The following is a 16,818-nucleotide window of genomic DNA, read 5'->3' as shown; positions in this document are numbered from 1 at the left end:
CGAACATCACTTCAAACAGCAAGGCCCCGCCTCAATGGAGACGGGGCACTTTCAACAGCTGGGCGGCGATGGCAGTCACCACCCGGCAGACCCCTTACTTGTCCAGCTCGGCCAGATAGAGCATGGGGATCACGGCGTACATGGCGGCGCACTTGACCAGATGCTCTTTCCAGGTCTTCTCGTTCGGCGCGTGGGCTTCCGGCTCTTTACCCGGGCCAAAACCGATGACCGGAATGCCGTGGCGACCCATGATGGAGACACCGTTGGTCGAGAAGGTCCACTTGTCCACCACCGGCTCCTTGTTGAACAGCTCGCGATAAGCCTTGGAGAGGGTTTTGACGGTGATGTGATCCTCTTCCACCTTCCAGGTCGGGAAGTAGCACTCGGTCGGGTAGACCAGACCGGTGTAGGCCGGACGGTCGTACTGGTACATGGAGACCTCGGCACCGGCGGCTTGCACCGCAGGCAGGGCCCGGATCTCGTCGAGCGCACCTTGCCAGGTCTCTCCCCAGGTCAGACGACGGTCGATGGAGACGGCGCAGCTGTCCGCCACGGCGCAGCGGCTTGGCGAAGTGAAGAAGATCTCGGAGACGGTCAGGGTGCCCTTGCCAAGGAAGTCGTCGTTGCCGAGGTTGTGGCTGAGCTCCTGCAATTCGCCGAGGATCGGGCCCATCTTGAAGATGGCGTTGTCACCGCGCTCAGGCGCAGATCCGTGGCAGCTCACCCCCTGCACTTCCACACGGATCTCCATGCGGCCGCGCTGGCCACGGTAGATCTGGCAATCGGTCGGCTCGGTACTGACCACGAACTCGGGGCGGATCTTGCTCTGCTCGATGATGTACTGCCAGCACAGACCGTCGCAGTCCTCTTCCTGCACGGTACCGGTCACCAGCAGGGTGTACTGATCTTCCAACCCCAGATCCTTGATGATCTTGCCCGCATAAACCATGGAGGCCATGCCGCCTTCTTGGTCAGATGCGCCACGACCGCCGATGATCTCGTGATCTTCCATCCCCTCATAGGGGTCGAACGTCCAGTTGGCGCGGTTGCCGACACCGACGGTATCGATGTGGGCATCCATGGCGATCAGGTGCGGGCCGTGGCCGATATAACCCAGCACGTTGCCCATGGGATCGATCTCGACCTTGTCGAAACCAACCTTCTCCATCTCCTGCTTGATGCGCAGCACGACGCGCTCTTCATCGCAGCTCTCGCTTGGGATGGCGATCATGTCGCGCAGGAACTGACTCATCTCGGCCTTGTACTGGTAGGCCTTCTCCAACACCATTTCAAACGGAATTTGCTTGCTCATTGTGATTCTCCATAACAACTGAGAGTGCGCGGCCTGTTCGTCGGCAGCGCCCTGTGCCCGTTACCGCGCCCCGTTGGCGAGGCGCGATCTGTTCTTCAATTCGTGTCTCTGCTCTTGCAGGGAGTGACTCGCAGCCAAAATTACTCGCAGGCAGGGTGCTTGCCTTCCCACACCACTTCCCGGTAGTGGGTCACATCGGTGTCCCCTTCGGTGTTGATGATCAGCACGACCGAGTTGCTATCCAGCCCGAGGCGCGCCATCAGCGCCGCGCGATCCGGGTGGTGACGCACCGCCGCCAACACGCCGGTACCGACCGAGCCGGATTCGCCGGAGATGATGCGCGGATCATTGCCAAGGGGGTTGCCCAGCACCCGCATGCCCAGCGCCGACACCTTGTCATGGCAGGAGATGAACTGGGTGGTGCAGCTTCTGAGCAATGGCCAACCGAGGGGATTGGGTTCGCCGCAGGCGAGACCGGCCATGATGGTGCGCATATCGCCACCCACGTTGACCATCTCCCCTGCCACGCCGGAGCGGTAGATGCAGTCGGCCTGATCCGGCTCGACCACGATGCTGTGCAGGTTTTTCGCGCCGAAGCAGTCCACCAGATAACCGAGCACCCCGCCCGCCAGCGCCCCGACCCCGGCCTGCAGCAGCACGTGAGTGGGCTGCTTGATGCCCATGGCCTGCATCTGCTCGACCGCTTCGTCGGCCAGGGTGGAGTAACCCTGCATGATCCAGGTCGGGATCTTGGTGTACCCCTCCCAGGCTGTGTCCTGCACTATGTGCCAACCGCGCTCTTCGGCCATCTTCATGGTCAGGCGCACGGTGTCGTCGTAATTCATGTCGGTGACGATGCACTCAGCACCGAGGTTGAGGATGTGATCCACCCGCTCCTGGGCGGAGCCCTTGGGCATGTAGACCACCGCATGCTGACCCACCTGCTTGGCAGCCCAGGCAACGCCGCGACCGTGGTTGCCATCTGTGGTGGTGGCGAAGGTCATCGGCTCCTTGATGGTGCGTTTGATGAGATCGAATGAGAAATCCTCGATGGCCACCCCGTATTTTTCACAGAGCAGGTTGGCGATGGCATAAACGCCACCCAGCATTTTGAATGCATTGAGGCCAAAACGCTTTGACTCATCCTTGACCAATATATTTTTTACCCCGATATAGGCGGCCAGATCTTTCAGGTCGCACAATGGGGTCGGCTCATAACCGGCCAGTTTTTTATGAAAAGCGCGAGCCTTTTGTGCTTCGGCGCGAGAAAACAGCGGTGATGGCTCGGCGGTAAAAAAGCGGTTATCGGCAATATCCATCTTCAGCGAAAATTGGGACATGCTTACCTCACTAGGCGTTACCTGACAAAGAGCTGCCTCGCCGGGAGATCCGTTATTCAGATACCACGGGGAGAAAACTCGAAATAATGGATTCGACAGCGTGGGCAGGATGAATATTCACCCTGCTCCTGCTGTTATTTATTTCACCCGCTTTTGCGCCTCTTTAATCAGATTCTCCAGGGTTTCTGCCGGGGCGGAGAATTTACGGGCCATGATCATGGCGGCGATAATATAGGGCTTCCAGCTCGCCTCTTTGTAAGTGGCGATACGGTATTTCTCGAATACCCCTTCGGTTACTTCGCCCTCTTTGCAGGAAACGCCGGAAATATCGGCCGGCAGGCAGTGCATATAGAGCGCTTCGCCCCCCTTGGTGAGCTTCATCATCTCCTCGGTGCAGTGCCAATCCTTGTGCTTGGCATTCTGCTCAAGGCAGTGTTTCTCCAGCTCTTTGAGGCCAGCGTGGTCATTGGCGCGCAGCAACTCGGTGCGCTGCTCCATCACCTTGTAGGGGGCCCAGGACTTCGGATAGACGATATCGGCATCCTTGAACGCCTCTTCCATGGAGGTGACCTGACGGAAGCTGCCGCCGGAGGCCTTGGCATTCTCCTTGGCCACTTCGATCACGTCCGGGATCAGGTCATACCCTTCCGGGTGGGCCAGGGTCACATCCATACCAAAGCGGGTCATCAGGCCGATGATGCCCTGCGGCACGGAGAGCGGCTTGCCGTAGCTCGGGGAGTAAGCCCAGGTCATCGCAATCTTCTTGCCCTTGAGGTTTTCCAGGCTGCCGAAGTGCTCCTGCAACCAGGCCAGATCAGCCATGGACTGGGTCGGGTGATCAATATCGCACTGCAGGTTGACCAGCGCCGGACGCTGGGGCAGCACTCCCTTCTCGAACCCTTCATCCAGTGCGGCGCCCACTTCGCGCATATAGGCGTTACCGGCACCGAGGAACATGTCGTCACGGATGCCGATGGCATCGGCGCAAAACGAGATCATATTGGCTGTTTCACGGACGGTTTCACCGTGAGCGATCTGGGATTTTCCCTCATCCAGATCCTGTTGGGCCAGACCGAGCAGGTTCAGCGCAGAGGCATAAGAGAAGCGGGTTCGGGTGGAGTTATCGCGGAAAACCGAGATACCGAGCCCGCTGTTAAACAATTTGGTGCAGATATTTTCGGCGCGCAGGGTCTTGAGGGATTCGGCCAGTTTCAATACCAGCTCCAGCTCCTGAGGTGTTTGCTCCCAGGTCAGCAGAAAATCTTTTTCATGCAGGTTGGATTTGAGTGCTCTGATCTCTTTGATTAATTCGTTAACTGCTTTCATCGTTCGCCCCAATCATTGGATGAGATATGGATAGCTCCCCTTTCACTCACGATGTCACCAGCATCCCGGTTGTGGGTGAGCGCGTCGGTTAGCGTCGATATGAGGCAATCAATAACCGTGCCAAACCAATAAAATGCAGGCAGATATTAATAAATGGCTAGAGTGTGTGATGCCACCCACAAAATCAGTGGCTATTTCAGCGGTTTATTCCATAAAAGGATGGATAGGGTGGCCAAGCGATAAAATAGCCGGGTGATAATAATCAGAGGCGATATCTCGGCATCGGTGAGAATTATCATCAAAGGTCAGTTTCAGGGGCTGAAATGATATCAGCGGGGCTGTCGTTATCATTATGATAATGCCCGCAACACCTTTTCTCTTGGAATGATCTCTCCAGCGTTGACACTGCTGCTATCTCGCCTCCCCTGCACTCCCGTATCACCTCTCGCCTTATCTTCCGGCCACATCGCTGGGCGCGGTTGGCCCAAGGTGCTAACGTGAATACGCCAGTTGCGCATTTGTCTCGGATGCTCAGGAGAGGCCGATGTTCACGACCGCAACTGCGCGGATGAACCTGCATGACTTACATCTTTGAGGAGTTATCTATGTCCAGGAATGCCGCTCTGCTCATCACCCTGACCCTGCTCGGGATCGCCCCTGCCCACGCCATCAGCGCCAAATATGCCGAGCAGCTGGAGCGATCCGGTTGTACCCAGGTTACCGAGGCGCAGGGCTGTGACATTCACAAAACCAAAGCGGAAAATGCCAAAGCGGGATTTGGCGCGGCCGCCCCTGCAGCGGAGGGCGGTCTGAATCTGAGCTATGAGCAGAAGCTGGAGCGCTCGGGCTGCACTCAGGTGAGCGAACTCAATGGCTGCGATATCAACAAGACCAAGGCTGAGAACGCGGCTACCGGTGTTGGCAATGCTCCGGCCGCGGCAACCAGCGGCAGCCCCTATGCAGGCAACTGGATCGCCACCTTCCCCCAAACCGGCGCCACCGTGGCCAATATCCGCATCGATGGCAAGGATCAGGTGTGGGTCAACGACAAGAAGGTCAATGCCAAGAAATCCGATGGCGCGCTGGTGTTCAAGGATGGCATGGTCATCTACACCATTCAGGGGGATCGCCGCATCAAGGGTGAAGATGGCTGGGTCGATAATGATGCCGGCACCAAGGGCCCTATCAACGCCAAGTAAACAGCTGACCACGAAATGACGGGGAGCGCGGGCTCCCCGTTTCACACCTGATTGCCTATCTCTTCCAATGACCAGCTCCGCCAGTGAGGGGCCAGAATTAATACCTCCTGTTCCAGCCAAGTCCCGTCTGTGATCAGTCTATCGAGCCAGGGAATGCCTGCCGACGCGCCATGACCATCGACCTGATCAGCCTGCATCGTCACACGCCAGGGCACCTTGCCACTGTCCGTCGCAAAGGTGCGTACCGGACGGACATAGTGATCCAGATAAGGTTGCAACTCACAGGGAAGCCAGAGCATGGCCGGTCGATTTAGCTCGCGCGCCAGCTCGATGGCAATATCGATACCCCGTTGATCGAGATCGCCAAAATGGGCCCACTGCACGCCCGCAGGCAGCAGCGGGATCAGCTGTTTGGCCAGGGTGGTATTGCGACCGGGGGCAAAAAGCAGCAGTTGCCCGGATTGCAGCGGGTAGTCGACAAAGGCCCCCTTGTTCTCCAACGTAATGACCCGATCCCCTTGCCAGCCGATGGCAGCCAGCGTGCCCAGAGTCCGCTCCGGCAACGCCAACTCCCCCAGCAGCGCCATCATTGCCGTCATATCGTGCTGCTGACCCTGCTGATCGACCAGTGAGAGCGGTTCGAGGGTACGGATGCGGATCACCTCATCCTGCGTGAGCGACAATTCCGCAAGCTGTGGCGCGGCAAGGGATGCTGACCGCGAATGCTTGCTGTCCCCATGCCAGAGGGCATAAAAGCAGGCCTGATTAAGCCGTGCAGGCAAACTCACTCCCATTCGTTGCAACTGCTTACGCTTGTCCAGTTCGGGGGGAACGACCTGCGCCAGCTGCCCGAGCAAATAAGTCCGTCCCGCCTCGGTCAACACATAAGGAGCACCACGGCCAACCGGCTTGATCCCGCCCACCGCCTGCAACAGATCCTTCAACTCCCTACCATGCCGGCTCTCAAGGGAGCAGCCCTTCTCGTTCTGGCTATCGAGCAACCGTGCACACAAATCCTGTACCCGCACCTCATTAAACAGCGACATCCTCACCTCTCCATGTGGCTTCATATGACGAAGTAGAGGTGATTTTCCCTGTCATTACCGTGACCGGCTTCGCAAGCGGTTCTTATCAGCCCCGCCATGCATGGCCCGTTACTGGTAAACCCGCCACAAAGGGCGCAAGCTGGTTTGATATAGAGATACGCGGCGCTCTTCGCGGCACGACAACGCGACACCCGCTTTCACAAGGGCTTGCCATGACCGACGCCACAGACCCATCGCCATCCTCTTCCTGGCATCTTTCGGATATCCGCGAGCTGGCGCACCTGCTGACTCTGGCGCTGCCCGCCGCGGTAGAGATCACTGAAGCGGTACATCAGGCGGTACTGAGCGGTATGGGGCTCAAGGGACGGGATGAGGGAAAAACAGCCGGGATCACCGGGCTGGTCTACAAGGGGGTACATGGCGCCGCCAACACCCTGGGCAGCGGCATCAACCAACTGCTCAGCCGCCTGCCAGCCACACCGCCGCCCCACCAGATCCCCGAAACCCCGAAACGTGCGGCCCTGATCGCCACGCTCAACGGCGTGTTGGGGGACAAGCTGGTCGAGCACCACAATGCTCTCGCCACCCCCATGACCCTGCGCTATCAGGGCAAGCCCCTCGATTGGCAGGCGATGCCGGAGGATCTACCCTGCGAGGGACGGGTGCTGCTGATGATCCATGGCCTCTGCATGAACGATCTGCAGTGGCAGACCGAGCATCAAGGCAAGCCGGTCAATCACGGAGAACAACTTGCCAACGCGCTTGGCTATCAGCCTCTTTATCTGCGCTACAACTCGGGCCTGCCCATTGCACAAAACGGACAGACGCTGGCCCTGCTGCTGGAGCAGTTGCTCGCCCACTGGCCGGGAGAACTCAAAGAGATAACGATAATGGGCTATAGCATGGGGGGACTGGTTGCCCGCAGCGCCTGTCAACATGCCAGCGTGGCTGGGCTCACCTGGCCTGCGCACCTTGCCAACCTGATATTTCTCGGCACACCACACCACGGCGCGCCGCTCGAACATGCCGGTCACTGGCTGGAGCAGTTGCTGCCCACCACCGCCTACAGCGAGCCCTTCGTCAGGCTGGCGCGGCTGCGCAGTGCTGGCATCAAGGATCTGCGCCACGGCAAGGTGATCGACGAAGTGGCCCAACCCGACCCCGCCGTGCCCTTGCGCGATCCCCGCGTTCCACTCCCCTTGCCCTGCAGCGTCAACTGTTATGCCATCGCCGCGACCACTGCCACCAAGCGCAGCCTGCTGGCCGACCGACTGATTGGCGATGGACTGGTGCCGCTACGCAGCGCCCTCGGTCAGCACAACGAAGCGCGCCATCAGCTGGCTTTTCTTCCTGCCCATACCCTGATTGTCTATCACACCAGTCATATGGCCCTGCTCAGCAGCCCGCAGGTTGACCAGCAACTGCTGCGTTGGCTCGACCCCTTGCAGTTATAGCGAGCTGGCTATTAAAGCAACCGAGTGCTGGTTCACAAAGGAGCCCTGTGGCACTCTGGGACGTCAAAGGGAAGACCCACACTGACACCTCATGTGTCCCCACTGCAAAGGAGCGCCACCAATGGCCAAAGCAAGCAAGAAAGAGATCAAAAAGAAGATCGCCGCTCGTCTTGAGAAAATTGCCAAGCATGAAGGCAAGATCAAGAAGCTGAAGAAGGCCCTGAAGTAGGGCCCATCGCATAAGAGAAACCGCCAACTGGCGGTTTTTTCATCCTCCTTTTCGCCCCTTTCCCATCGCTTTTGATACCAATTGCCTTGATGTAAAGGCCTCAAGCGCACCTCAGCAAACAACCCAGCTGAAACCACGCACGTTCTCATCACCGCTATTTGGTCTAACAGCGCCAATCGGGCGCCGCGCCCCCCCTTGCCAGCAACTACCTTCAACGGAGTGTTTGATATGAGCCAGCAGTGGAGCGCCATATGTACTCTTACACCCTCACCTTCAAGGAAGATGTCGATCGCCTGACCGCCCCCGAGCAGGAGGTCTCCTTGCAAAGCCCCGCCCAGGCGGGCGATTTTATTATCCTCTCCGACGGCAGCCGCCATCAGGTGATGTTTGTCACCCACCGCGCCCACTACAGCAGCCTCTATCTCGATAAAGGGGTCAGGGTGCCGCAATGCTAGCGCAGCTCATCTCTCTATTTTCGAAAGCAAAAGAGCGGCTCCCGGCCGCTCTTTGATCTCTCTTTATGTGGATTTGCTGTCACAGCACCTTGATCACCGGTTGGTGCACTATCTCGACGTCATTTTTATAGACCACCAGCTCACCCGGTGGCACGCCTCGCTCACCCAGCACGGTGACGACGCACTCGTAGCGATAGGGGCCGCTCGTGAAGAGGTAGGTATGATTGCCCCCCGACCCCTCCACCCTGACGGTGCCATTTTTCAGCACCAGATCCGGCTTGTCGGCGAGCGTCTTGCCCTTGGCCCAGGAGGCGTAGCGATAGTGGCCATCGTCCAACTCATCGATGCGGATGGTAAATTTCTCGGTCTGCCACATCAGAGCGGGGTTCTTGTACTCCCGCACGCTGGGATGCAGACCGCTCTTCTGCCTGGCGATAAGCTCGGCTTTCAATTTGGCGGCCTGCGCCGTCTGATGATTGATACCGATCACCTTGCCATCGAAATCCATCCAGACCTCTCCACTGCCGAGCATGATGCCGCGCCAGCCCATGGCCTGCCAATCCTGCCCGACCCGGGAGGTAGCGATGCTTTTTAATATGGCGTCATCAAATACCTCGTCGAAACGGGTCAGCATCTCCGACGCGTTTTTGATGGCGGGAATAGGATACTCCTGCTTGAAGGGGTATTTCATTTGATTGGCAAGGGCCTGATGATCCCGGGCTTCTGCCGCATCGACCAACTGCTGCACAAAGGGGCGATATTCGGCCGGCAACTGCTCCTCATCAGCTGATACGGGAAGTGCAACCCACAATGCTCCCAGCAGCAACGCAGCACATAAGCCATAACGCCCCTGAGCTCCTTTGCTATTGCGGCCAAACAGTGCCCTGACATTCCATCTTGCCACTTTCATTCTGCCTGCTCCCCACATAACTAAAACGGCCAGCCACTATCCGCAGACATTAGCTGGCGGACTTCAGAGATTTTTTAACTCGTTTGAGTGCCATCTGCCGCTTGAGCGGTGACAGGTAATCAATGAACAGGTTGCCATCCAGATGATCAATTTCATGCTGCATGACAATGGCCAAAAAATCGCTGCTCTCGATGGTGATCGGATTGCCTTTTCGATCCAGTGCAGATACCACCACCGAGCTGTAACGCTCGACATCCGCGTAATAATCCGGCACGGAGAGACATCCCTCTTGTCCAAGCACCTTGTCAGTACCGCTTATCAGTTGTGGATTAATCAAAACCAGCGGCTGATCCCTGCTCTCGGACAAGTCGATAATAACGACGGCCTCTTTACGCCCGACTTGAGTAGCGGCCAAACCAATCCCGTTCTCCGTCGCATACAGGGTCTCCAGCATGTCATCAATCAGCCCCTGTACGACAGCGATATCCTCAACTCGCTCGGCCTTGAGCCTCAACCTTGGGTCGGGAGCCGTCAAAATATTCAAAATCGCCATCACAACTCTTCATTAACCACTTTTTTCAATCCGAGGTCACAGCCCAACGGCCGGGACATGGAGACAAACGCCTGATCCTCTTGGACCACGTTGTAACCAAGGCGCTCATAAAACCGTATCGCCCTATGATTCTCTGTGAAGCTGGACAAGGTGACTCGGCATTTGCCCTCACACTCAGCCTCCTGATGAAGCCGTTCCATCACGGCAGCGCCAAGCTGCCGCCCTTGATACTGAGGGAAAATAATCAGCAGATGAACATGCTGGGCATCCTCATATGGCTTGCTACATAACAGACCAATGCGTTCTCCCCCATGCAGGATCCACGAAAACCATTGCGGCCGATATGAGCTGGTTAGTCGCTCGCGTTGAAATTGGTCATCCCAGCCAAAGAGCGACTCAACATAGGGAAAAATCCCCTGTTTCACGGCAGTAAAGACCAGCTCAAATTCACTTTGCGGCACATTAATCAGCTCAATATCCATCTCATTCCCTGCTCAAGCCATATTGAAAAAATAAACAAACTGATAAATTATTAAGACATACTGATAGCCACAAAGATCTACCCTGAGCACTCAATATAAAGCACCAAGCTATTTTTACTTCAACAAGAACTCGTACATTTAGCAGATACCACCGTCGAGAAACCCCATCCCCTCTTTAATTCTCTCCAGATTGGCTTTTGAGGTAAGCATCTCCACGACAAGAAACGCAACGTTCATTGCAGTGGACGGGCTACGTGAAGTGATAATATTTCCATCGATAACGATAGGTTGATTCAGTACCTGTACACCATACTCTTGCATCTGTTGTTGCCGTTTCTGACTCAGATGATAAGTCGTACCATTGCGACCACTTAGCACACCACTTTGGCAATAGGCAATGCCCCCACGCACACCGAAGCAACAACTTTTCCCTTGGCATCAAAATCTTTAATCCATGCCAATAGCCTTGGGTCATACGCATCATCATAAAAGCCTGCACGGCTCATACCTCCCGGTATTACTAGGGCATCAAACTCTTCGATATCTATTTCATCAAGCAGACATTCCGGTTCGATCGTAAAATTCCATGCACATTTAATTCGTTGGTGAAAACCAACTGTAGTTAACTGTATGGGCTCAAGGCCATAAGTTGTCGTCCAACCAAAGGCATCTGTAAATACTGATGCCTCATACTCTTCAACCCCATTACACAAAAATAGAATTACTTTTGAATTTCGCTTCCTTTCTGAGTTCACTCTATCCATCCTGTAATCAGCATGAACTAACATTTGCCACAAAACACTTTAATAACCATTGCATGGTAATATACCATGCTAATTTTTCACGAAGAAAGGTAATCAAAACTCTAAATTGTGACATAACTTAAATCAGCTTAGCCATTAAGTATTCATCAACATATTCACCATCAACTTTCATCGAGTTTCGCTTTATTCCCTCGACCTCAAAACCACAAGCGTGATAAAGAGCACAAGCTCGGACATTATGACACATGACATTTAACTCCATACGGGTAAAAGCCCGCGCTGTTGCCCACTCTTCCAGCGCAGAAAACAACTTTTTACCAAATCCCTGTCCGGTTGTAGATTGTTGAATACCGATAACACAATACAAGACATGTTTATTGCGATTTGCTGGTTGACCAATGCCGACAATAAAGCCTGCAATCTCATCGTGCTCTGCCAGTACCAGCATGACTTTGTTGTTTGCATCGACAAACGAAGCCAATATTTGAGCTTGCTCAACCTCTGTCGTAGTTCGCTCTCCCGGTTCATAGAGCATAAAGGTTGTTTCACTGTCGAGTCGGTTCATTAACGCCAATATATTATGCGCATCAGATACACAGACTTCTCTCACTTCCATATGATGGCCTCAAATTCAATAATTAATTGTCAATTCTAATCATGCATATAATGCAGTGCTTCTACCATCTGGCGATCTCACGCTCTGGTCATCAAACTAAAGAACCTCAACCTTTACCTTGATAATGCCATCACGAATATTGGCGATGGAGCCGAAGGCGGATTTGGAGAGATCGATAATACGCCCGCTTTTAAAGGCGCCGCGGTCATTGACCTTGACCACTACACTCTTGCCGTTGGCGAGGTTGGTGACCCGCACCATGGCGCCAAAGGGCAATTCCATATGGGCGGCGCTATTGAGGTTGTTACGATATAACTCGCCGCTGGCGGTCTTTTTGCCGTGATAGCGGTCGGCATAATAGCTGGCATAGCCGGTTTCGCTATAGCCGCGCCAGCTGCCGCCGTGGCTCTCGTCATAACGGCTGCTACAGGCCGCCAGCAGCAGGCAAAGAGATAACAGCAGCCCTTTCTGGATATGTTGCACCTTTCCCCTCTCCTCTCTTCTTCTTTCCACTCTGCGCTATTTTTGCATCTTCGATGCGGCCGGTGACACTGGCGGCATGTTCGCAAGCAACTTCTCGCCTTATTGTCAGGCCGCAGCGATGGTGCGGCTACTTTGCCATATCTTCCATGTAAAAAGGGAGGCAAATGCCTCCCTTTCAACTAGTTACCGGTCATCCCGTGTCGGATGGGCCAGAGACTTCTCAGGCAATCAGCTTGTCGTCGGCAAAGCCGAAGCCACGCAGGCCCACCACATGCACGTGCTCGTGCTTGCCCTGCACCTTGCGGATGAGCTTGTAGGTGGTGCCCTTCTCCGGGCTGATGTTCTCGGGCGCCGCGATAAGCAGCTGCATATCCTGCCGCTCGCACAGCTCGAACAGGGTGGCGATGGATTTGCCATCCAGACGGGCCGCTTCGTCGAGGAACAACAGACGGCAGGGTGCGATGTCCTTGCCGCGCAGCCGGCGGGACTCCTCCTCCCAGCTGATCAGCACCATCAAGAGGATGGCCTGACCGGTACCGATCGCCTCGCCGGTGGAGAGCGCGCCGCTCTCGGCCCGCAGCCAGCCGTCAGCCCCGCGCTGCACCTCGATCTCCAGCTCCAGGTAGTTGCGATAGTCGAGCAGCACGTCGCCCATCACCTGATAGCTGCGATCCCCCTGCTCGATCTGCGGATTCAGGCGCTGGAACAGCTTGGCCATCGCCTCGGAGAAGCTGAGCTCCTTGTCGGCGAACAGATCGTTGTGCATGGCAGTTTGGTCGGCCAGCGCCGTCAGCAGACGGGTATGGGCCTCGCGGATATTGACGTTGAGGCGCACCCCGCGCACCAGACCGAAGGCGATGTTCTGCAAACCCTGGTTGAGCACCCGGATGCGGTTCTGCTCGCGACGGATGATGTTGGTGATCTTGGCCGCCACCTCGTGGGAGGAGAGCGACAGATGGGTTTCCCGCTGCTTGAGCTCGTCAGCCAGACGCGCCAGCTCGATCTCCATCTCCTCGATCGCTTCCACCGGATCATCGGAGCGGATGATGTCGTTGCGGATGCGATCCTTGAGGTAACGGTAAACCTGCACGTAGAAGGCGACCTTCTGCTCGGTGCTGCGGTTGCCCTCGGAAAGACGCAGCGCATCGCGCAGAGCTTCGTCGTGGGCCACCGCTACCCGCAGGGCGCCAAGGGCCTTGTCTGACATAGAGCGCAGCTCGTCGCTGTCAAGATACGCCAGCTCACGCTTGTTGAGGCGCTTCTCGACATCGGTCTCCCGCGCCAGTCGCACCACCCGTGACCAGCTCGCCTTGTGACCCACCAGTGATTTACGGGCGCTGTAGTAATCCTTGCCTTCCAGCTTGAGACGGCCGCCAAGGGATTCGATCTCGCGCTTGGTGACCTGCAACTGGGCCTCGGCGCTGGTGCGACGGGAACGGGTGCGGATCAGCAGCTCTTCAATCTCTTTCTTGTGGGCGCGCGCCTTCTCTTCCATATCGTCAGAGAGGGTCAGCCCCATGGCCGCCAGCTCCTGCTCGAACTCGGTCAGGGTCTGGCGCTTGGCCTCGACGCTGGAGTTGAGGGCGGTACGCAGCTGCAACGCCTCGGTGTGACGCAGGGCAATCTGCTTGTGCTGCTCGCCAGCGGTGCGGGCTGCCAGCTCGGCCGCCTTGAGCTTCTCTTTGAGCCGCTCGCTCATCTCGGAGGCTTTGCCCAGCAGATCTTGTGCATCCTGATAGGCAAAGTGCGGTAGACGCGCCACCAGCTGATCGAGGGCGTAGCAACGGCGTTTCTGCTCGGCCAGCAGGTCGCTCACCTCATCATAGGCAGCCTGCAGCGCCGCAAGATCCTGCGGATCCTGACGCAACACCTGCACCATGGTTTCCAGTTTTTCCAGCGACTTGCCGTGCTTGGCGATAAAGGCTTCGGCCTGTTTCAGGGCTTCCACATCGGCGTGAGCCGCCTCGAGGCGAGCCGCCAGCTCTGTCTCGGCAAACAGGTGGGCAAAGGGCAGCATTCCCTGCACCAGCTGGATATGACGGGTCAGCTGGGCGGCCGCCGCTTTGGCATCACTCAGCTGCTTGTCGCACTCGCCGATGGCTCCTTGCAGCGCGCGCAGTTCGGCCTGCTTGGCCTGCACTTCGGCTTCCGGGTCGGGGCGGAAGGCGATATCCAGATGCTGACCGATAAAGTCGCGGAAGTGACCGTAGAGGCGGTGGTACTTCTGCTGCTCGAAAGCGGCCTTGGCGTAACTCTCGATGAGCCCTTCGCGTTCAAGGTCGAGTTGCTCGATCCGCTTTTCACGGGCGGCGCGACCAAACAGCGGCAGCTCGGGATAGCGGGAGAAGCGCACCTGACGCTTGCTGGTGCGCACCAGCACGGCGTCCCCCAGCTCGTCCGCTTCCACCAGATCCTCGTCAAAGGAGTCGGGGTTGCCCTGAATTAGGTAGATATCTTCCGGGCAATCTTCCAGCTTTTTCAGCCGCTCGATGGCGCCCTCAAGGTCAAGCACCACCAAAGCGCTGCGAGCCGGGCCATAGAGTGCCGAGTAGTAAGGGGCATCATCGATGGAGATGTCGTCATAGACATCGGAGAGCAGCACGCCCCCCACCTGCTCGGCGATGCGGGCAAGACGGGGATCCGCCTCGCCTGCCCCCAGCTGCAGGTTGCGAATTTGCAGCTCCAGCGCCTGTTTCTGCGCCGCGATGCGGTTGCTCTCCTGCTCGAACTCGCGCTCCTTATCGAGCACTGTCTGCATACCGGCCGAAAGCTCTTCGGCGGTGGCGAGCGGCAGACCGCTCTGCTCGCGCAACTGCTCGAGCTTTTCAAAGGATTTGAGCCAGCGTGGAGCCAACTTGGTGAGTTCCGCAATATCACGGCCCAACTGGGTGCCCTGATGCTCGAGGCTGGCGCGGCGCTGGTTCACCTCTGCCTGCTGCTCGGAGAGCTCCTCCTGACGGGTGCGCTGGGCTTCAAGGAAAATCTCCAGCTCATCGCTGCTGGCAATCAGCTGGCCAGAGGCCTGCTGCAGCTCGTCACGCAGCTTGAAGAGACTCTTCTGGCTCTCGCTCTCTTTCTCGAGGCGAGCCAGCGCGGCGCGCAGCCCCTGCCCCTGGGCAATGCGAGCCTTGTCTTCGATATGACGCTTGAGCAGCGCCTGCGCGGTAGGCCAGGCGGCCTCGCGCACTGTTTCCGGAGCGATGCTGAGCAGCAGCGCTAGCGCCGCTTCGTGCTCGGCCACTGCCGCCTTGGCCAGTGCCAGCTGTTGCTCGGCCCCCAGCACCCGGCTGGTGAGGCTCTGCTCGGCTGCGCGGAACTGGTGCAGGGTGTCGCTCGCCTGTTCGGCGGTGAGCCCCGGCAGCTCGCACTGCTCGCGGGCAGCATCGAGGGCCTGCACCGCCTGACGATACTGGATGGCACGGGTCTGCTGGATATCGAGCGCCTGCTGGTAGTCGGCCAGCTGGGTCTTGAGGCTGTCGACTTCTGCCTGCGCCAGCTCCTTGCGCTCTTCCACTTCCAGCAGCTGGCCGTGGATCTCCTCCACCACAGCCTGCTGCTGTTCGAGTTTGTCAGAGAGATCCGCCAGATCGGCGCGGTACATCTCGATCTTCTTCTGCAAGCTGACCGCCGCCATCACCTTGGCCAGATGCTCGGAGGCAGACTCCAGCTCGTCGGTCAGCAGTTTCTCGCGGTTGGTGAGCTGCTCCACCTCGTCGGCCAGATAGATGGCGCGCTGCTTCTCTTCGGCCAGAATGCGGCGCTTGTCGGCCAGCTCCTGACGCGCCTTGAGGGCCAGCTCGGAGAGGCGGCTCTTCTCGGCGGCGTTGCGCACATAGTCCGCCGCCACATAGTGGGTGGTCTCGGTGATCAGGTTCTTGAACAGATCCCGCTGACCCTGGGTCTCCTTGATGGCTTCCAGCGTGCGGCGGTTTTCATAGATGGCCGCCTCCATGTCTGCAAACGCCTTGCGCACCCCGGAGTTCTCCGGCAGCAGGTATTCGCGCAGGGAACGGCTGATGGACGAGGAGATACCGCCGTAGAGAGAGGCTTCGATCAGGCGATAGAACTTGCCGCGATCTTTTTGATCACGCAGCTTCTTCGGGGTGATGCCGAATTCGAACATGAAGTTGTGATAGTCGGTCACCGTATTGAATTTGGCGACTTTCAGCGCCCCCAGCTCGGCGGCCGCCCCTTTCAGGTCGGTAAAGGCGCGTACCCGCCCCTTGCCGCCATCGAGCTTCTCCAGCAGCAGATCGGTCGGTGCCAGATTCTCCGGCACATCTACCAGCGCAAACGGGGTGATGTTGACCTTGTTGTCACGGTTGGCCACCTGCTCGAGGTGGACGCCGACCCAGATCCGCTGTTCGCGGCTGTTCATCACTTCCAGCAGGGAGTAGCAGTGGCCACGCTGCAGCTTGCCGTAGAGCCCCTTGTCACGGGAGGCGCTGCTGGAGCCCGCTTCCGTGGTATTGCGGAAGTGAAGCAGGGACTGGTCGGGGATGAGTGCCGCGATAAAGGCCGCCATGGTGGTGGACTTGCCCGCGCCGTTGCCGCCGGAAAGAGTGGTGACCAACTGGTCGAGATCGAAGGTCCGGGCGAAGAAGCCGTTCCAGTTGACCATGGTCAGGGATTTGAACTTGCCTCGCACC

Annotated in this window: 15 protein-coding genes; 3 read left to right on the top strand and 12 right to left on the bottom strand. The window is 57.4% G+C overall.

Going from position 1 to position 16,818, the window contains the following annotated elements; translation table 11 throughout:
- Positions 1-94 precede the first annotated feature (94 nt).
- From BN1125_RS06120 to ygeW, 3 genes are all read right to left on the bottom strand, one after another.
- Positions 95-1,312, bottom strand: coding sequence for a YgeY family selenium metabolism-linked hydrolase (locus BN1125_RS06120; protein ID WP_042011253.1), 1,218 nt, complete (start codon positions 1,310-1,312; stop codon positions 95-97).
- Between the two features lie 140 nt (positions 1,313-1,452).
- Complete coding sequence (gene dpaL / locus BN1125_RS06115) at positions 1,453-2,652, bottom strand: diaminopropionate ammonia-lyase (protein ID WP_042011252.1); 1,200 nt, start codon at positions 2,650-2,652, stop codon at positions 1,453-1,455.
- Between the two features lie 138 nt (positions 2,653-2,790).
- Complete coding sequence (gene ygeW / locus BN1125_RS06110) at positions 2,791-3,978, bottom strand: knotted carbamoyltransferase YgeW (protein WP_005345731.1); 1,188 nt, start codon at positions 3,976-3,978, stop codon at positions 2,791-2,793.
- Positions 3,979-4,583: 605 nt separating this feature from the next.
- Between ygeW and BN1125_RS06105 the strand changes: the two genes are divergently transcribed.
- Positions 4,584-5,177 (top strand): hypothetical protein, encoded by a 594-nt coding sequence (locus BN1125_RS06105; protein WP_042011251.1) that lies wholly within the window; start codon positions 4,584-4,586, stop codon positions 5,175-5,177.
- Between the two features lie 41 nt (positions 5,178-5,218).
- On the opposite strand, the gene BN1125_RS06100 is transcribed toward BN1125_RS06105, so the two are convergent.
- Positions 5,219-6,223: a Wadjet anti-phage system protein JetD domain-containing protein gene (locus BN1125_RS06100; RefSeq protein ID WP_042011250.1), complete on the bottom strand. Its 1,005-nt coding sequence runs from the start codon at positions 6,221-6,223 to the stop codon at positions 5,219-5,221.
- A 212-nt stretch (positions 6,224-6,435) separates the two neighbouring features.
- On the opposite strand from BN1125_RS06100, the gene BN1125_RS06095 reads away from it, so the two are divergent.
- On the top strand, positions 6,436-7,677 hold the full coding sequence (locus BN1125_RS06095) for a lipase family alpha/beta hydrolase (RefSeq protein WP_042011248.1): 1,242 nt from the start codon (positions 6,436-6,438) through the stop codon (positions 7,675-7,677).
- A 480-nt stretch (positions 7,678-8,157) separates the two neighbouring features.
- Positions 8,158-8,361 (top strand): hypothetical protein, encoded by a 204-nt coding sequence (locus BN1125_RS06090; RefSeq protein WP_042011247.1) that lies wholly within the window; start codon positions 8,158-8,160, stop codon positions 8,359-8,361.
- A 79-nt stretch (positions 8,362-8,440) separates the two neighbouring features.
- Here the strand turns inward: BN1125_RS06090 and BN1125_RS06085 are convergent, their stop codons facing one another.
- The 8 genes from BN1125_RS06085 to mukB form a co-directional block, all read right to left on the bottom strand.
- Positions 8,441-9,271: a hypothetical protein gene (locus tag BN1125_RS06085; protein WP_084202267.1), complete on the bottom strand. Its 831-nt coding sequence runs from the start codon at positions 9,269-9,271 to the stop codon at positions 8,441-8,443.
- Between the two features lie 49 nt (positions 9,272-9,320).
- Entirely contained in the window at positions 9,321-9,824 is a 504-nt protein-coding gene (gene def / locus BN1125_RS06080; protein ID WP_042011245.1) for a peptide deformylase, read from the bottom strand.
- The gene (locus BN1125_RS06075; protein WP_042011244.1) at positions 9,824-10,306 is read right to left on the bottom strand and encodes a GNAT family N-acetyltransferase; all 483 of its coding nucleotides are present in this window, start codon (positions 10,304-10,306) and stop codon (positions 9,824-9,826) included. The genes def and BN1125_RS06075 overlap by 1 nt, the downstream gene beginning before the upstream one ends.
- Positions 10,307-10,444: 138 nt before the next feature.
- On the bottom strand, positions 10,445-10,684 hold the full coding sequence (locus BN1125_RS19860) for a DJ-1/PfpI family protein (protein ID WP_208854221.1): 240 nt from the start codon (positions 10,682-10,684) through the stop codon (positions 10,445-10,447).
- A complete protein-coding gene (locus tag BN1125_RS19660; RefSeq protein ID WP_208854220.1) occupies positions 10,678-11,061 on the bottom strand; it encodes a DJ-1/PfpI family protein in 384 nt (127 codons plus the stop codon). The genes BN1125_RS19860 and BN1125_RS19660 overlap by 7 nt, the downstream gene beginning before the upstream one ends.
- A gap of 127 nt (positions 11,062-11,188) precedes the next feature.
- Positions 11,189-11,686 (bottom strand): GNAT family N-acetyltransferase, encoded by a 498-nt coding sequence (locus BN1125_RS06065; protein ID WP_042011243.1) that lies wholly within the window; start codon positions 11,684-11,686, stop codon positions 11,189-11,191.
- 96 nt (positions 11,687-11,782) lie between these two features.
- The gene (locus BN1125_RS06060; RefSeq protein WP_042011242.1) at positions 11,783-12,169 is read right to left on the bottom strand and encodes a septal ring lytic transglycosylase RlpA family protein; all 387 of its coding nucleotides are present in this window, start codon (positions 12,167-12,169) and stop codon (positions 11,783-11,785) included.
- Positions 12,170-12,389: 220 nt separating this feature from the next.
- Positions 12,390-16,817, bottom strand: coding sequence for a chromosome partition protein MukB (gene mukB, locus BN1125_RS06055; RefSeq protein ID WP_042011241.1), 4,428 nt, complete (start codon positions 16,815-16,817; stop codon positions 12,390-12,392).
- Between the last annotated feature and the right edge of the window lies 1 nt (position 16,818).

It is taken from the genome of Aeromonas fluvialis (assembly GCF_000819885.1).
In the GTDB taxonomy this organism is placed as follows: Bacteria; Pseudomonadota; Gammaproteobacteria; order Enterobacterales; family Aeromonadaceae; genus Aeromonas; species Aeromonas fluvialis.
Note: the sequence above shows the minus strand (reverse complement) of the source record. Positions and strands in the feature narration are given on the sequence as shown.